The organism is Polaribacter sp. Z014 (assembly GCF_023555435.1).
GTDB lineage: Bacteria > Bacteroidota > Bacteroidia > Flavobacteriales > Flavobacteriaceae > Polaribacter.
Genome location: NZ_JALCZP010000007.1, coordinates 88,220 through 104,402 on the forward strand (window position 1 = coordinate 88,220; position 16,183 = coordinate 104,402).

Genomic DNA, 16,183 nt, shown 5'->3' on the forward strand with positions numbered 1-16,183 from the left:
TATAAGAAATTATTATTTTACTTTACTAATGCCAATTGAATACGTTTTCTTACAACATCAACTTCTAAAACTTTTACAATTATTTGTTGTTGTAAATTAACGATGGCATTTACATCTTTTACAAAAGTATCCGATAAATTAGAAACGTGAATTAAGCCACTTTCTTTGATTCCAACATCTACAAAACAACCAAAATTGGTAATGTTATTTACAATTCCTGGTAATATTTGTCCGATTCTTAAATCTGCAATCGTTTTAATGTTTTTATCAAAAGAAAATACTTTTGCCTTTTCTCTTGGGTCTAAACCTGGTTTTTCTAATTCTTTAACAATGTCTTCTAAAGTAGGCAAACCAATAGTATCTGTAATATATTTTTTTAGGTCGATTTTTTGAATCAGTTCTTTATTACCAATAAATTCGGATACTTTTTTCTTATTGTCTTTGGCAATTTTATCAACCAACGCATAACTTTCTGGATGCACACCAGAATCATCTAACGGGTTTTTTCCATTTTTAATACGTAAAAAACCAGCAGCTTGTTCGTATGCTTTTCCACCTAAACGAGGTACTTTTTTTATAGCAGTTCTAGAAGTGAAAGAACCATTTTCGTTTCTGTAATTCACGATGTTTTCTGCCAATTTTGGACCAATTCCAGAAACGTAACTTAACAAAGATTCACTTGCTGTATTTATGTTTACACCAATGGTATTTACACAACTTTCTACTGTTGTATCTAAAGATTTTTTTAATTTTGTTTGATCTACATCGTGCTGGTATTGGCCAACTCCAATTGATTTTGCATCAATCTTTACCAATTCTGCCAAAGGGTCTTGTAAACGTCTTCCGATTGAAACAGAACCACGAACGGTAACATCAAAATTAGGGAATTCGTCTCTTGCAATTTTAGAAGCCGAATAAATAGACGCGCCAGCTTCACTCACAACAAAAACATCCACAGAATGTTTAAATTCAATTTTCTTAACCAATTGCTCGGTTTCTCTTGATGCAGTTCCGTTACCAATTGCAATGGCTTCAATTTTATGTACTTCTACTAAAGAGCTTATTTTTTTAATTGCTTCTATAGATTGATTTTGTGGCGCATGCGGATAAATGTTTTCGTTATGTTCTAATTCTCCTTGTTCATTTAAACACACAACTTTACAACCAGATTTAAAACCAGGATCGATAGCTAAAATTCTTTTTTCGCCCAAAGGAGCACCTAAAAGTAGTTGTTTTAGGTTTTTAGAAAAGACGGTAATGGCATCTTCATCTGCTTTTTCTTTAGCAATTGATAATCTTTCGTTAGATAAAGAAGGATACAACAAACGTTTAAAAGCATCTTTTATAGCGAGTTCAATTTGAGGAGCACAATCGTTTTGAGAATTGATAATTCGGTTTTCTATTCTTTCAAGAATTCTTTCGTTGTCAATTTCTATTTTAACACGAATAAAACCTTCGCTTTCTGCTCTTAAAATTGCTAATAATCTGTGAGATGGAATTTTACTTAAAGATTCACTCCAATCAAAATAATCTTTAAATTTCTGCGCTTTTTCATCGTCCTTTTTGGTTTTAATTACTTTTGATAAAATCGTTGCATGTCTTTCTAATTCTCGTCTAATTGTACCACGAATATCAGTACGTTCATTTATCCATTCTGCAATAATATAACGAGCGCCTTCTAGTGCATCTTCAATGGTTTCAACTTCGTTGGATGTGTATTTAGAAGCTGTATGTTCCAAATCATTTACACGCTGACTCATCATCATTTTTGCCAATGGTTCTAGACCTTGTAAGCGTGCAGTTTCTGCTTTGGTTTTTCGTTTTTTCTTAAAGGGTAAATACAAATCTTCTAATTCAATTAAATCTTTAGAAGTGTTTACTTTTTGTGCTAATTCATCAGATAAAACTCCTTGCTCTTCTAATGCTTTTAAAATAGTTTTTTTACGTTTTTCTAACGCTTCAAAAAGCTCTTTAAATTTTACAATATCACCAATTTCTACTTCATCTAAATTACCTGTAATTTCCTTTCTATATCTACTGATAAAAGGAATTGTAGCGTCTTCATTTAATAGTGAAATGGTGTTTTCTACAGATTTAGGAGAAAGTTGTGTTTGCTGAATTATATATTGAAGTAACTGCATTTTTTTATTTGAATTTTATCAGAAAAAAGAAACCTCATAAAAATGAATTTATGAGGTTGTAAATATAGTTTTATTTTGTGTTTTTCTTATATAATTTTGTTGTCTTAAAAAAAGAAGTAGCCAACAGAAACTTGAAACACACCGTTTCTGTTTTTATTTGAAAAACCATCTACATCATTAATGTTAGAGAGACCAACATTATAACGCGCACTAAAATTAAGTCCGTTATCTAGTTTATATCCTAATCCTAAATTAACACCAAAATCTAAGGTATTAAATGAACTTTTAACATCTAAATCATTTTCATTATTATTGGCTGAAAGTAAGAATCCTACTTGTGGTCCCGCTTCAAAACTTAATCCTTTTGTAATATAATATTTCCCCATTAATGGGATGTTTAAATAATTTAAAGCAATTACATCATCCGTACCTGGACCTGTACTATAACCTTGGCCAGAAAATAATACTTCAGGTTGAAAGGAAAATTTTTCTGTAAAAGGTATTTCTGCCATCAAACCAAAATTAAAAGAGGTGACAGTGCCTAAATCTTTGGTGTTATCTCCATTAACGGAAGCAAAATTTAATCCTGCTTTAGCACCAAATTCAATGTCCTGTGCATTCATGTTTGCAAAACCTAAAAAGGTTAATACAGCTACTAGTAATACTTTTTTCATAATTAAAAATTTAATTTGTTTGATACAAATAAATAACTTTTTCTAGAAAAAAATATTTTTTTAATTTATGTTTAACCTTTTTAACTTACTTTATCAAAACAGCTTGTTAATTAGTTGATTTTTAGATTATTTTAACAGAAATACTTTTTATACAGTTTCTATTTCTTTGTTAAAAAAATCACTTAAAGTAACAGTTTGTTCTTACTTTTATCGTAAAAATTACTGTTACATTGAGTGAAATTATTTTCAATAATTTTGTATCGAGAAGTTTTAATTTTGTACGTTTATTTTAAGAGATCACTTTCTCAAAGGCTAATCTTTTTGCTTTGTAATTGGTATAAATAATTCCGCAATAGCTGTAACCCAATTTTTTGAGTAAAGATTGCATTCCGAGATTATCTTCATGTGTATCAACCTTTAAACTTTGAATGTTATTCTTTTTTAATTGTTGATGAAATTCATCAAATAAAAATGTTGCTAAACCAAACTTTCTGAATTCTTTTTTAATAGCCATTCTATGGATAACTCCGTAAGTTTTAGTTTCATCAACCAACCAATTTCCATCAATAACTTTGTAGGTTGGCTCTGGATTTGTTGTGAACATGGAAGTTGCCATGACAGTATTTTTATCATTTACAACAACGTAACTTTCTTTATTATTGATGTCATTTTCTACTTGTGTAGTATTCGGATATCCGTTTTGCCATTGATCAATATTTAAGGAAGCCAAATAGTTTTTAGCATCATCAATAATCATCATGATTTCTGAAACATCTTCAATTTTGGAAAGTCGAATTTTCATAAAAAAAATAGTATACTATTTTGTCGGGTCGAACTTAGTCGAGAGCTCGTTATATAATAACTATTAGTTCTCGACTGGGCTCGAACAGACAATTATATCATTTTAAAATCTAAAAGCAATTCACCATTTACAGAACATTGTAGTTGATCTCCTTTGAAAATTTCTCCTTTTCCTAAAGCAGGTGTTCCTGTAAAAATTAAATCGCCAGGTTGTAAGGTCATATATTTAGAAATAAACACAATAATATCAGCAAAATCGTTAATCATAAATGCCGTATTACTTTTTTGTTTTTCTTCTCCATTTATTTTTAAATCGAAATCTATATCGCCTAAATTATAATTAGAAACTGGTTTAAAACTAGAAATAGGAGCAGCCCCATCAAAACCTTTTGCAAATTCCCAAGGATATTTACTTTCTCTAGCATCTTTTAAAATATCGGTTGCCGTATAATCGATTCCTACGGCAATTTCAGAAATGTAAGAGTTTGCTTCTTCTTTTGTAATATTTTTTCCTTCTTTACCTATTTTAACTACTAATTCTACTTCGTAAATTAATTGGTTGGTAATGGCACTTGGGTAAGCAACATCACAATTAATAGCCAAACTAGATTCTGGTTTTGAAAAGATAAACTTTTTGCCTTTCTTTTTATCTTCAATGTCTTTTATGTCAGTAACATAATTACTTCCGATTCCTAATATTTTCATTTTAAATTTTATTTGTGTAAGTAAATATAAAAAAAATCCACCAAAAAACAGAAGTTTAAAGGTGGATTTAGTACTATTTATAATTTGATATTATGCTTCTATTTTTTGATTTTTAGAAGCTTTACTTTCTTTAGGAAAATCAATAATTTCCTGATTGTTTAAAATATCCTCTATGGTTTGTCTTTTTCTAATTACGTAATCTTTTCCTTTGTGCACCATAACTTCTGCAGGTAAATAGCGAGAGTTGTAGTTAGATGCCATAGAAAAACAATATGCACCCGCATTGTGGAAGCATAAAATATCTTCTTCAGAAATTTCTGAAATTCTTCGGTTAGAGGCAAATGTATCTGTTTCACAAATATAACCAACTACAGAATAATAACGATCTCTTCCTTTAGGATTAGAAATGTTAGTAATATGATGATAAGAATCGTACATCATTGGTCTTACCAAATGATTAAAACCAGAATCTACATGTGCAAAAACAGTAGAAGTTGTTTGTTTTACAACATTTACTTTTGCTAAAAATACGCCAGCTTCAGAAACTAAGAATTTTCCAGGTTCAAACATTAACGTAATGTCTTTGCCATACTCTTTACAAAACCCATTAAAACGTTCGGAAAGTTGTATTCCTAATTGCTCTATATCTGTAGAAATATCTCCTACTTTATAAGGTACTTTAAATCCGCTTCCAAAATCGATAAAATCGATATTTTCGAATTGCTTAGCAACATCAAATAAAATATCGGATGCACGTAAAAAAGTATCAATATCTAAAATATCAGAACCCGTATGCATGTGAATTCCATTGATATTCATTCCTGTATTTTCCACCACACGTTTAATGTGAGGAACTTGGTGAATTGAAATACCAAATTTAGAATCGATATGACCTACGGAAATTTTAGAATTTCCACCAGCCATAATATGTGGGTTAATACGCACACAAACAGGAATATTTGGATGTTTTTGTCCAAATTGTTCTAAAATATTAAGGTTGTCAATATTAATTTGAACACCTAACTTAGCAACTGCCTCAATTTCATCTAAAGAAACTCCATTTGGAGTATAAATAATATCATGAGGTTCAATTCCGGTTGTTAAACACAATTGTACTTCTTGAAAAGAAACTGTATCTAAACCAGATCCTAAATTTTTAAAAAACTTTAAAATATTAATGTTAGAAAGTGCTTTTACAGCATAATTTAACTTTAAGTTTTTAACGCTACTAAAAGCATTTGTTAATCTATTGTACTGCGATTCAATTTTATCTGTATCGTAAACATATAAAGGACTTCCGTATTTATTTGCTAATTCTATTAATTGTGTGTTTTCCACTTTGTATAATTTTAATTCAGACTTCAAAAGTAATAAAAATGTTGTCTTAAAAACTACTTGTTTAAAAATATAACATATTGTTTTTTTTTGTGATTTTTATACGAAATCAGTTACATGATATTACTTTTAAATTTGTAAATTTATTACTTGCTTATTCTTAATTTTCTTTGAAAAAAATAGGTAAAATTTAACAAAAATAATCGTTAAAATCATGTTAATAACTAATTAATAAAGCTATTTCTTTTTTGCTATATTAATACTATTTTAGCAAGGCTTCAAACCTAATAACAGTAAGACATTTCATGAGTCAAGAAACAAAATATACAGAAGATAATATCAGGTCTTTAGATTGGAAAGAGCATATAAGAATGCGTCCGGGAATGTACATTGGTAAATTAGGAGATGGTTCTTCTGCAGATGACGGAATTTACATTCTTGTAAAAGAAGTTTTAGACAATTCTATTGACGAATATGTTATGGGAGCGGGTAAAACCATTGAGATTTCTATACATGGTAGTAAAGTTATTGTTAGAGATTATGGTCGTGGAATTCCTTTAGGGAAGGTCGTTGACGTGGTTTCTAAAATGAATACTGGAGGTAAATACGACTCTAAAGCGTTTAAAAAATCTGTAGGTTTAAATGGTGTTGGTACAAAGGCAGTAAATGCCCTTTCATCTTTTTTTAGAGTAGAATCTTCTAGAGATGGTAAATCTGCTTCTGCAGAATTTAGCCAAGGGAACTTAGAAAATCAAGATTTTTTAGAAGAATCATCTCGTAGAAAGGGAACTAAAGTTTCTTTTATTCCGGATGAAGAAATTTTTAAGAAGTACAAATTCAGAAATGAGTATGTAGCTAAAATGTTAAAATATTATGTGTATTTAAATCCAGGTTTAACCATAATTTTTAACGGCGAAAAATTTATTTCAGAAAACGGACTGAAAGATTTATTGGAAGATAATAACAATGTAGATGATATGTTGTATCCCATAATTCACTTAAAAGGAGATGATATAGAAGTTGCCATTACACATAGTAAAACGCAATATTCAGAAGAATATCATTCTTTTGTAAATGGGCAACATACTACACAAGGAGGTACGCATCAATCTGCGTTTAGAGAAGCTATTGTAAAAACCATTAGAGAGTTTTACGGAAAAGCTTTTGAAGCTTCAGATATTAGAAAATCTATTATTTCTGCAATAGCCATTAAAGTGATGGAACCTGTTTTTGAAAGTCAGACGAAAACAAAATTAGGTTCTACAGATATGGGAGGTGAGTTACCAACCGTAAGAACTTATATTAATGATTTCTTAAAAACGAAGTTAGATAATTACTTACACAGAAATACGGATGTTGCTGATGCGTTACATAGAAAAATTGTTCAGGCAGAGAAAGAACGAAAAGAACTTTCTGGAATTCGGAAATTAGCAAAAGACAGAGCTAAGAAATCTAGTTTACACAACAAAAAATTACGTGATTGTAGAATACATTTAGGAGATACAAAAAAAGAAGCATATTTAGAGTCTACACTTTTTATAACAGAGGGAGATTCTGCATCTGGTTCTATTACTAAATCTAGAAACGTAAATACACAAGCAGTTTTTAGTTTAAAAGGAAAACCTTTAAATTCTTACGGATTAAGTAAGAAAATTGTATACGAAAATGAAGAATTTAATCTTTTACAGGCCGCTTTAAATATAGAAGATGGTTTAGAAGATTTACGATATAACAATATTGTAATTGCTACCGATGCCGATGTAGATGGTATGCACATTCGTTTGTTATTGATTACCTTTTTCTTGCAATTTTTCCCTGAGTTGATAAAAGAAGGACATTTATATATTTTAGAAACTCCGTTGTTTAGAGTCCGAAATAAAAAACAAACGTTCTATTGTTATTCTGATGAAGAAAAAAGAGATGCTATTGCTCAATTAAGAGGAAAACCAGAAATAACTCGATTTAAAGGTTTGGGTGAGATTTCGCCAAACGAATTTGTACATTTTATTGGAAACGACATTCGTTTAGATCCTGTAATGTTAGATAAAGAAATGTCTATTGAGCAAATGCTAGAGTTTTATATGGGGAAAAATACCCCAGATAGACAGAAGTTTATTATCGAGAATTTAAAAGTTGAGTTGGATACTATTGAGGATGAAGAGAGTTTATCATAAAAAGCCTATCCTAAATCCTTTCCATTTCGACTCCGCTCAATGCAGGCTCTAGGAAAGGACTTTGATTAGTTTATGATGCGGGTAATTAGGGATTGAAATAATTTGGCTAAAGCCTTTGTATTGATGTAATTAAATTCCTATGGATAAATCCATAGGCAATTCAATAGGTAGAAAAAGAGTTAATTATGATTTTCAATTGTCACAGGCTTTAGCCTGTGTTAAATAAATAAAAGTAATAATGGCTTTAGCCAAACTATAGGAGTTAATGTGACCTCAAGAAAGAAAAAATTAAAATTGGAGATCACAATTTATGACCTCCAATCTAAAAAGTAACTTGAGGTCGCAATTTGTGACTTCAAGATAAAGAAATGAAAAAAGAAGAAGTAAGTATAATTCCGGATGAAATTATATCTAACAAAATCTATTTGATTCGTAATCAAAAGGTAATGTTAGATAGAGATTTAGCGGATTTATATCAAGTGGAAACGAAAAGATTAAAAGAAGCGGTAAGACGAAATATAAATCGTTTTCCTGATGATTTTATGTTTGAAATGACTAAAAAAGAGCTTGAAAATTGGAGGACGCAAATTGCGACCTCCAATTCTGATAAGATGGGTTTGCGTTATGCTCCAATGGTTTTCACAGAACAAGGAGTTGCCATGTTATCTAGTGTTTTAAAAAGCGATAGAGCAATTACTGTAAATATTAAAATTATTAGAATATTTACTAAAATGCGTAATTTATTAAGTGATCATTTAAGTCTACGATTGGAAATTGAAGACATTAAAAAGAAAATGAATAATCACGATAAAAATATAGAATTGGTGTTTTCTTATTTAGATGAATTGGTGGATAAAAAAGAGGATGAAAAAGAAAGAACCAAAATAGGATTTAAAAAAGAAGATAATTAAAATAGTTGGCAAGTACGCTGCGTTAGGGATTGAAGCGACATCCTTTTTGCTTTTTTGCAAAAAGATACAGCGTAAAGCCCGACCTTTAGGTAACGCCCAAAATAATAAACAGTTAAACGATTAAACAATTAAACGTTTAAAAAGAATGAGTGAAGAAATTAACGAGAACGAACACGAGGAAGAATTAACAACTCCAGAAAATGGATCTGAATCTTTAGAGAATCAGTCTGAATCTGTAGAAACTATTACCAAAGTTACAGGAATGTACAAGGAATGGTTTTTAGATTATGCTAGTTATGTAATTTTAGAAAGAGCGGTTCCGTCGTTAGAAGACGGGTTGAAACCGGTGCAGCGTAGAATTATGCATTCTATGAAAGATTTAGACGATGGCCGTTACAATAAAGTAGCGAATATTGTTGGGCATACCATGCAATATCACCCGCATGGTGATGCTTCTATTGCAGATGCTATGGTGCAAATTGGTCAGAAAGAATTGCTGATTGATATGCAAGGAAACTGGGGGAATATTTTAACAGGAGACCGTGCAGCGGCTTCTCGTTATATTGAGGCTCGTTTATCTAAGTTTGCGTTGGATGTTGTTTTTAATCCGAAAACGACGGAGTGGAAAATGTCTTATGATGGACGTAGAAGAGAGCCAATAGATTTACCTGTAAAGTTTCCGTTATTGTTAGCGCAAGGAGCAGAGGGAATTGCAGTTGGTTTATCTACAAAAATATTACCTCATAATTTTATTGAATTAATAGATGCTTCTATAAAGTATTTAAAAGGGAGAAGTTTTAAAATTGTTCCAGACTTTTTAACTGGAGGAATTGCAGACTTTTCACACTATAATGATGGAAAGCGTGGAGGAAAAGTACGTGTTCGTGCTAAAATTCATCAACTAGATAAAAAAACGTTGGTTATTACAGAAATTCCGTTTTCTACAACCACCACTACTTTAATTGATAGTATTTTAAAAGCCAATGATAAAGGTAAAATTAAGATAAAGAAGATTGAAGATAATACCGCAGCAGAAGTAGAAATTTTGGTGCATTTACCACCAAATGTATCGCCAGATAAATCTATTGATGCGTTATATGCTTTTACTAATTGTGAGAGTTCAATATCACCTTTGGCGTGTACTATTGAAGATAATAAACCCGTTTTTGTTGGGGTTTCTGAAATGCTAAAACATTCTACCGATTTAACGGTAGATTTATTAAAGAAAGAATTAGAAATTCAGTTAAACGAATTAGAAGAGCAGTGGCATTTTTCTTCTTTAGAGCGTATTTTTATTGAAAACAGAATCTACCGAGATATTGAAGAGGAAGAAACTTGGGATGGTGTAATTGAAGCTATTGACAAGGGATTAAAACCGTATATAAAACATTTAAAACGGGCAATTACTGTAGATGATATTACGCGTTTAACAGAGATTAGAATTAAGAAAATATCAAAATTTGATATTGACAAGGCAAAACAATTTATAGAAGGTTTAGAGGAGAAAATAGCGGTAGTTAAAGATCATTTAGCAAACCTTATAGAATTTGCAATTACTTATTTTAAGCGTTTAAAAGACACTTACGGAAAAGGAAAAGAGCGTAAAACTGAAATTAGAATTTTTGATGATATTGTAGCCTCGAAAGTAGCTATGAATAATGCCAAATTATATGTAAATAGAGCAGAAGGTTTTATTGGTACTTCTTTAAAAAGAGACGAATTTGTAACCGATTGTTCGGATATAGATGATGTTATTATTTTTAGAAAAGATGGAGTAATGATGGTTTCTAAAATAGATTCTAAAACCTTTGTAGGTAAAGATATTATATATGTTGCTATCTTTAAAAAGAAGGATAAAAGAACGGTATATAATTTTATGTATAGAGATGGTGCAAGAGGTCCGTCTTACATGAAACGTTTTAATGTGATGTCTGTTACTAGAGACAAAGAATACGATTTAACAAACGGAAATAAAGGTTCTATTGTTTATTATTTTACGGCCAATTTAAATGGAGAAGCGGAAGTGGTAACCATTAATTTACGTTCCGTTGGTAGTGTAAAAAAATTGAAATGGGATATAGATTTTGCAGATTTAGCTGTAAAAGGAAGAGCTGTAAGAGGGAATTTAATTACTAAACATTCTATTAAATCTGTAGATTTTAAATCTGAAGGGGTTTCTACTTTAAAACCTCGTAAAATTTGGTTTGATGATACTGTGCAACGTTTAAATGTTGATGAAAGAGGAGAATTGTTAGGTGAATTTAGAGCAGAAGATAAATTATTGATTATTACACAAAGTGGAAAAGCTAAAGCGGTAAAACCTAATTTAACGATGCATTTTGAAGATGATATGATTGTTTTAGAAAAATGGAAACCAAACAAGCCAATTTCTGCCATTTATTATGATGGTGAAAAAGAACGTTATTATGTAAAACGTTTTTTAATAGAAACAACAGAAAAAGAAGAAGAGTTTATTTCTGATCACGTAAAAAGTCAGTTAGAAATTGTAGCAACAGATTATAGACCTGTGGCCGAGGTGATTTATTCTAAAAGGAGTTTAGAAAATGAAGAAGTTAATTTTGAGGAATTTATTGCCGTAAAAGGAATTAAAGCTCAAGGAAATCAATTATCCATAGATAAAATAAAACAAGTTAATTTATTGGAGGCTTTGCCTTTTGAAGAACCTATAGAAGAAACGCCCGAAGAAATAGAGGTGGTTGATGAAGAAGTTGTAGAAAACGAATTGCCAATTGACATACCTATACCGGAAACTAAAAAACCTATTTTAGAAGAACTTTCTGCAGAGGAAAAAGCAAAAATAGCTTTACAGAAATCGATAGCAAGAAAAAAGGCAGAACAGAAGAAAATAGATGATGAAAACCAGACGAAGTTGTTTTAAATTATGAAGGGTTAAAAGTTACTTTTAAAGAATAAATTAATAAGAATGAAGAAAATAGGATTAATTGGAGGAATTACTCCGGAATCTACCATTTTATATTATCGAATTTTAAATGAATTGAATGCTAAAAATTTAGGTAAGGCTCATTCTGCAGAAGTAATTATTAGTTCTTTTGATTTTGGCAAAATAGAGAAACTTCTCAAAGAGAATCGGTGGGATTTGTTAGAGCTGTTAATGGCTGAAACTGGTAAAAGTTTAGAAAAAGCTGGAGCATCTTGTATTCTTATCTGTGCAAATACTATGCATTTGTGTATAGAAGCCGTTAAAAAAGTGGTTTCTATTCCTGTTATTCATATTGCCGAAGCAACTTCAAAAAAAATAATTGAAAAGAAAATAAAAAAGGTTGTTTTATTAGGAACAAAATATACCATGGAGAAAGATTTTTTTATTGATATTTTAACTTCTTTTGGTATAGAAACGATCATTCCTAATGTAGCAGAAAGAGATATTATACATAATGTAATATATGAAGAACTTGCTATTGGAGTTCTCAATCCAGTCTCAAAAGAAAAGTATTTGAAAATTATAAATAGATTGATTAAGAATGGTGCAGAAGGTGTTATTTTAGGTTGTACAGAAATTCCTTTATTGATTCATCAAAAAGATGTTTCTGTACCCGTTTTTGATACCACTACAATTCATGCTACTGCTGCTTTTAATTTCTCAACTAAACATAAGCAACAACAACAACAACAACAACAACAACAGCAACAGCAACAATAATCGGCAGTATTTTACATGAAGTTTACTTTACTATTACTATTTTTTGTGGGAAATATCTTTTCGCAATCGGAGGTTTATTATTACAAAGATTCAAACAATAATTTTACTTATAAAAATATTGATAAAGAAGAATTTAAACTATTAAAAAAACAGATTTTAGAACCAAATTCTAAGGCCACTTATTGGTTTAAAGTACCTGCAAGTTCAACTTATTTAAACTATATTTTTCGAATAAATAGCATAAGAGCTAATAATGTTCATGCATATCAGAATTTAAAAGAAGTTAAGAAATTAAGTAATCAAAGATATGTATCCTTTAAATTTTCAAGAAAATATCCAATATATATAAAAACGAATTCTAATTTTAGTTCTTATTATCCTGTAGTGCTGCAAAAAGAGGAAGCTTCTTTATTTCGAGAAAAATTACTGCTAATACTTAATGGTTTTTATTACGGTGCTGCATTTTTAGTAATACTTTTTAGTATTAGTTATTTTTACTTTTTTAAAGATATTGCTTTTTTATATCATGCTTTTTTACTTATCTGTATCTCTTTTAGTTTTGTAGTATTTGATGGATCATTAAATTTATTTAATGTGGATGCAAAAAATATAGAACTTTTAATCTTATTAGATTACATTTTACTGAGCTTTAGTTCATTAAAATTTGGGAATAGTTTTTTGATGTTAGATAAAAATTTCCCTACCGTTAAAAAGTATACTTTTTTTTTATTTTTTAATATTGTGTTATTTGTAATCTTATTTTATTTTTTAAAAATTAATGTACTTTATACCATACTAAGCATTTTAACACTACTATTTTTATTTCTTTATTGGTTTTTAGGTGTTTTACTTTTTAAAAGAAATAAGCATACTAAACTCTTTGTATTTTCATATGTATTCTTATTGTTTAGTGGTTTTGATTTTTTTGTTTTAAAAAACTTGGGAATTTCATTGTTTGAAAGTAATCCCACCAATTTAAAAATAGGGGGCTTTGTGCAAATTATAGTATTATCATTTGGGGTATTGTATAGAGAGAAAGATTTAAGAAAATATAATTTTTATATGAAGAATGAAATTATAAGGTATTCTAAAGAATTAAAAAAACTTATAAAACCAGAAGAGGAAGTTCCTTTAACAGAAAGTTTAGAAAACTTAAGTATTAGAGAAAGAGAAATTTTTGATTTAATTGTATCGGGGAAATCAAATAAAGAAATAGCAGAGGAAGTAAACATCTCTGTAAATACAGTTAAATTTCATGTAAAAAATATTTACTTAAAATTAGATATCAAAAATAGAAAAGAAGCATTAACCATTAAAAAATTCACAAAAACCTAGTGATTTAAGGGAAACCACCCAAATACTACCCAAATACTACCCCTAAAATAATTAGAATTATGTAATATTTATATTACTTTTGATATATAAAATTCCCCCAAAATTTTTAAGTATAAAGACCTTCAGTAGAAATACTGAAGGTTTTTTTTATTTCATTTTTTCAAAAAATGTCATTTCATAATTAGGTAACAAATCTGGATTTGTAATTTTTATAATATCTTTTAAAACTAAATCGGGTCTTGTTGCTGCTAACTCAAAATAAATGATGCCACCAGTTTTACCTTTTTTAGTGGTAGAGGTATAAATCTCACCATTTTTAAAGGCATTGAATTCAGTATAAATTTGATTGCTTTGTAATAGCTGTTCTTTTGTAGAAAAATAACCAGGAGATATCCAATAATCAGCATTTTGTCCCTTATCAAAAATACTTTCAAAACTTAAAGATAAACTTCCTTTTCCCTTAGTATTTTTCCATAAGTAGTTAAGATTTGCATCTTTAAAAAATTGAGCAACAAAACTTTCTCCGGCGGGTAAATTCCAAATGTCTTTACTCATGATAGCACCTGATAAAATAGTAGGCTTTTTTGTTGATTTTAGAGCGATATTTTTTGCTTCCAAATAATTTGTTTCAATTACTTTAAAAATACTGTCAGCCTGTTTTTCTTTATTAAAAAGAACGCCAAAAAATTTAATCCATTCGGCTCTTCCTAACGGTGTTTCTTCTAACCAATCTCCATTATAAATTACATTTATACCAGCTCTTTTAACGGTTGTCAAACTTTTATCCAAAGAAGAAACACTATAACCAACAACCAATTCTGGTTGCAGGTCAAGCAAAATTTCTGTATTTAAAGAACTTTCTTTACCAATTTCAGTTATTTTACCAGCATCAATTAACTGTCTTGTTTTTTCTGATGAAACATATTTAGTATACGGAAAACCAATAATTGAAGTTTCTTCATTTAACAACTCAACCATAGGAATATGAGTTGTAGATGTAACCACAATTTTTTGAATAGGAGTATAGATGGTGTCTTTTAATGAGGAACTATTTCCGGATTTGTTTTTAATAATATATTCAGAAACTTCTTTAGATTTTTGATAAGCAGATTTGATAATCAACTTTTTAAGACCATGATCATCAATAATATCAAACCCTTTAGCATATTTAATACTACTTTCGGATTGTGAGTTTTTATGAATGTTAACGATTTCTTTTTTACAAGAAATCGTTAACGTTAAAAAGAATAAAACAAGAATAAAATTTAAATTTTTCATTAAGAATATACTTGATTTTCTTGTTCTTGCACTCTAATAAAAGTAGTTCTTTTCGTCAATTCTTTTAATCTGCTTGCACCAACATAGGTACATGTAGATCTAATTCCGCCTAAAATATCTATAATGGTATCATCTACATTTCCTCTAAAAGGAACTTCAACCGTTTTTCCTTCCGAAGCTCTGTAATTAGCAACGCCACCAACATGTTTATTCATGGCAGTTGTAGAGCTCATTCCGTAAAAAGCTTTGAATTTTTTACCATTATTTTCGATCAATTCACCACCACTTTCTTCATGACCAGCAAGCATACCACCTAACATTACAAAATCTGCACTACCTCCAAAAGCTTTAGAAAGGTCTCCAGGAATTTTACAACCTCCATCAGAAATAATTTGACCGCCCATTCCGTGAGCAGCATCTGCACATTCTATGATAGCAGAAAGTTGCGGATAACCAACTCCGGTTTTTACACGCGTAGTACAAACAGAACCAGGTCCAATACCAACTTTTATAATATCTGCTCCAGCTAACAATAATTCTTCTACCATTTCACCTGTCACTACATTCCCTGCAATAATTACTTTTTTAGGGTGATTTTTACGCATTTTTTGAACAAAATTCACAAAATGTTCAGAATAACCGTTGGCAACATCAACACAAATAAAATTAATTTGAGGAAATTCAGATAAAATCTGCTTTACTTTTTCCGAATCTTCTTTTCCAGTTCCTGTACTAACGGCAATATTATTTAATGTTTTTTTATCCGTTTTTGCGGCAAAATTTCTCCACTCTTCAATAGTGTAATGTTTATGAATTGCGGTAAAAAGACCATGTTTTGCAAGCGCTTTTGCCATTTCAAAAGTACCTACGGTATCCATATTTGCAGCCATAATTGGTATTCCTGACCAAACAACATCACTATGTAAAAAAGTAAATGTTCTTTCTAAACTTACTTGCGAACGCGATTTTAGTGTAGATCGTTTAGGACGAATCATAACATCTTTAAAACCTAATTTTAATTCATTTTCTATTCTCATCTCTATCAAAATTGTTAAGTGATAAAGGTATTAAATTTGAAAATGGTTTTATTAGATTATTGATGGAAATCAGTTTAAATCGAATAAAAATGAAATGTAATTTTATTATA

General features: G+C 29.7%; 12 protein-coding genes. 5 read left to right on the forward strand and 7 right to left on the reverse strand.

Going from position 1 to position 16,183, the window contains the following annotated elements:
* Positions 1-17: 17 nt before the first annotated feature.
* The 5 genes from MPF19_RS10520 to lysA all read right to left on the reverse strand — a co-directional run bounded on the left by MPF19_RS10520 (position 18) and on the right by lysA (position 5,659).
* Positions 18-2,141 (reverse strand): Tex family protein, encoded by a 2,124-nt coding sequence (locus MPF19_RS10520; protein ID WP_249988196.1) that lies wholly within the window; start codon positions 2,139-2,141, stop codon positions 18-20.
* Between the two features lie 104 nt (positions 2,142-2,245).
* A complete protein-coding gene (locus tag MPF19_RS10525) occupies positions 2,246-2,815 on the reverse strand; it encodes a porin family protein (RefSeq protein ID WP_203392343.1) in 570 nt (189 codons plus the stop codon).
* A 289-nt stretch (positions 2,816-3,104) separates the two neighbouring features.
* Positions 3,105-3,617, reverse strand: coding sequence for a GNAT family N-acetyltransferase (locus MPF19_RS10530; protein ID WP_249988197.1), 513 nt, complete (start codon positions 3,615-3,617; stop codon positions 3,105-3,107).
* Positions 3,618-3,709: 92 nt separating this feature from the next.
* The gene (locus tag MPF19_RS10535; RefSeq protein WP_249988198.1) at positions 3,710-4,321 is read right to left on the reverse strand and encodes a fumarylacetoacetate hydrolase family protein; all 612 of its coding nucleotides are present in this window, start codon (positions 4,319-4,321) and stop codon (positions 3,710-3,712) included.
* A gap of 90 nt (positions 4,322-4,411) precedes the next feature.
* Positions 4,412-5,659 (reverse strand): diaminopimelate decarboxylase, encoded by a 1,248-nt coding sequence (gene lysA / locus MPF19_RS10540; RefSeq protein WP_203392346.1) that lies wholly within the window; start codon positions 5,657-5,659, stop codon positions 4,412-4,414.
* Between the two features lie 302 nt (positions 5,660-5,961).
* On the opposite strand from lysA, the gene MPF19_RS10545 reads away from it, so the two are divergent.
* The 5 genes from MPF19_RS10545 (at position 5,962) to MPF19_RS10565 (ending at position 13,758) form a co-directional block, all read left to right on the forward strand.
* Positions 5,962-7,830: a DNA topoisomerase IV subunit B gene (locus tag MPF19_RS10545; RefSeq protein WP_203392347.1), complete on the forward strand. Its 1,869-nt coding sequence runs from the start codon at positions 5,962-5,964 to the stop codon at positions 7,828-7,830.
* Positions 7,831-8,198: 368 nt separating this feature from the next.
* Positions 8,199-8,741: an ORF6N domain-containing protein gene (locus MPF19_RS10550; protein WP_249988199.1), complete on the forward strand. Its 543-nt coding sequence runs from the start codon at positions 8,199-8,201 to the stop codon at positions 8,739-8,741.
* Positions 8,742-8,886: 145 nt separating this feature from the next.
* Positions 8,887-11,640, forward strand: coding sequence for a DNA gyrase/topoisomerase IV subunit A (locus tag MPF19_RS10555; protein WP_203392348.1), 2,754 nt, complete (start codon positions 8,887-8,889; stop codon positions 11,638-11,640).
* A gap of 45 nt (positions 11,641-11,685) precedes the next feature.
* Positions 11,686-12,423, forward strand: coding sequence for an aspartate/glutamate racemase family protein (locus MPF19_RS10560; RefSeq protein WP_249988200.1), 738 nt, complete (start codon positions 11,686-11,688; stop codon positions 12,421-12,423).
* Between the two features lie 15 nt (positions 12,424-12,438).
* On the forward strand, positions 12,439-13,758 hold the full coding sequence (locus tag MPF19_RS10565) for a LuxR C-terminal-related transcriptional regulator (RefSeq protein WP_249988201.1): 1,320 nt from the start codon (positions 12,439-12,441) through the stop codon (positions 13,756-13,758).
* Positions 13,759-13,905: 147 nt separating this feature from the next.
* On the opposite strand, the gene MPF19_RS10570 is transcribed toward MPF19_RS10565, so the two are convergent.
* Entirely contained in the window at positions 13,906-15,036 is a 1,131-nt protein-coding gene (locus tag MPF19_RS10570; RefSeq protein ID WP_249988202.1) for an ABC transporter substrate-binding protein, read from the reverse strand.
* Complete coding sequence (locus MPF19_RS10575; protein WP_249988203.1) at positions 15,036-16,073, reverse strand: GMP reductase; 1,038 nt, start codon at positions 16,071-16,073, stop codon at positions 15,036-15,038. Before MPF19_RS10575 ends, MPF19_RS10570 begins: the two co-directional genes overlap by 1 nt.
* Between the last annotated feature and the right edge of the window lie 110 nt (positions 16,074-16,183).

Excerpts from the sequence above, each read along its gene's own strand:
- MPF19_RS10520 (WP_249988196.1), bottom strand. The coding sequence starts at position 2,141 with ATGCAGTTACTTCAATATATAATTCAGCAAACACAACTTTCTCCTAAA.
- MPF19_RS10530 (WP_249988197.1), bottom strand. The coding sequence starts at position 3,617 with ATGAAAATTCGACTTTCCAAAATTGAAGATGTTTCAGAAATCATGATG.
- MPF19_RS10535 (WP_249988198.1), bottom strand. The coding sequence starts at position 4,321 with ATGAAAATATTAGGAATCGGAAGTAATTATGTTACTGACATAAAAGAC.
- MPF19_RS10550 (WP_249988199.1), top strand. The coding sequence starts at position 8,199 with ATGAAAAAAGAAGAAGTAAGTATAATTCCGGATGAAATTATATCTAAC.
- MPF19_RS10555 (WP_203392348.1), top strand. The coding sequence starts at position 8,887 with ATGAGTGAAGAAATTAACGAGAACGAACACGAGGAAGAATTAACAACT.
- MPF19_RS10570 (WP_249988202.1), bottom strand. The coding sequence starts at position 15,036 with ATGAAAAATTTAAATTTTATTCTTGTTTTATTCTTTTTAACGTTAACG.
- MPF19_RS10525 (WP_203392343.1), bottom strand. The coding sequence starts at position 2,815 with ATGAAAAAAGTATTACTAGTAGCTGTATTAACCTTTTTAGGTTTTGCA.
- MPF19_RS10560 (WP_249988200.1), top strand. The coding sequence starts at position 11,686 with ATGAAGAAAATAGGATTAATTGGAGGAATTACTCCGGAATCTACCATT.
- MPF19_RS10565 (WP_249988201.1), top strand. The coding sequence starts at position 12,439 with ATGAAGTTTACTTTACTATTACTATTTTTTGTGGGAAATATCTTTTCG.
- MPF19_RS10575 (WP_249988203.1), bottom strand. The coding sequence starts at position 16,073 with ATGAGAATAGAAAATGAATTAAAATTAGGTTTTAAAGATGTTATGATT.
- MPF19_RS10545 (WP_203392347.1), top strand. The coding sequence starts at position 5,962 with ATGAGTCAAGAAACAAAATATACAGAAGATAATATCAGGTCTTTAGAT.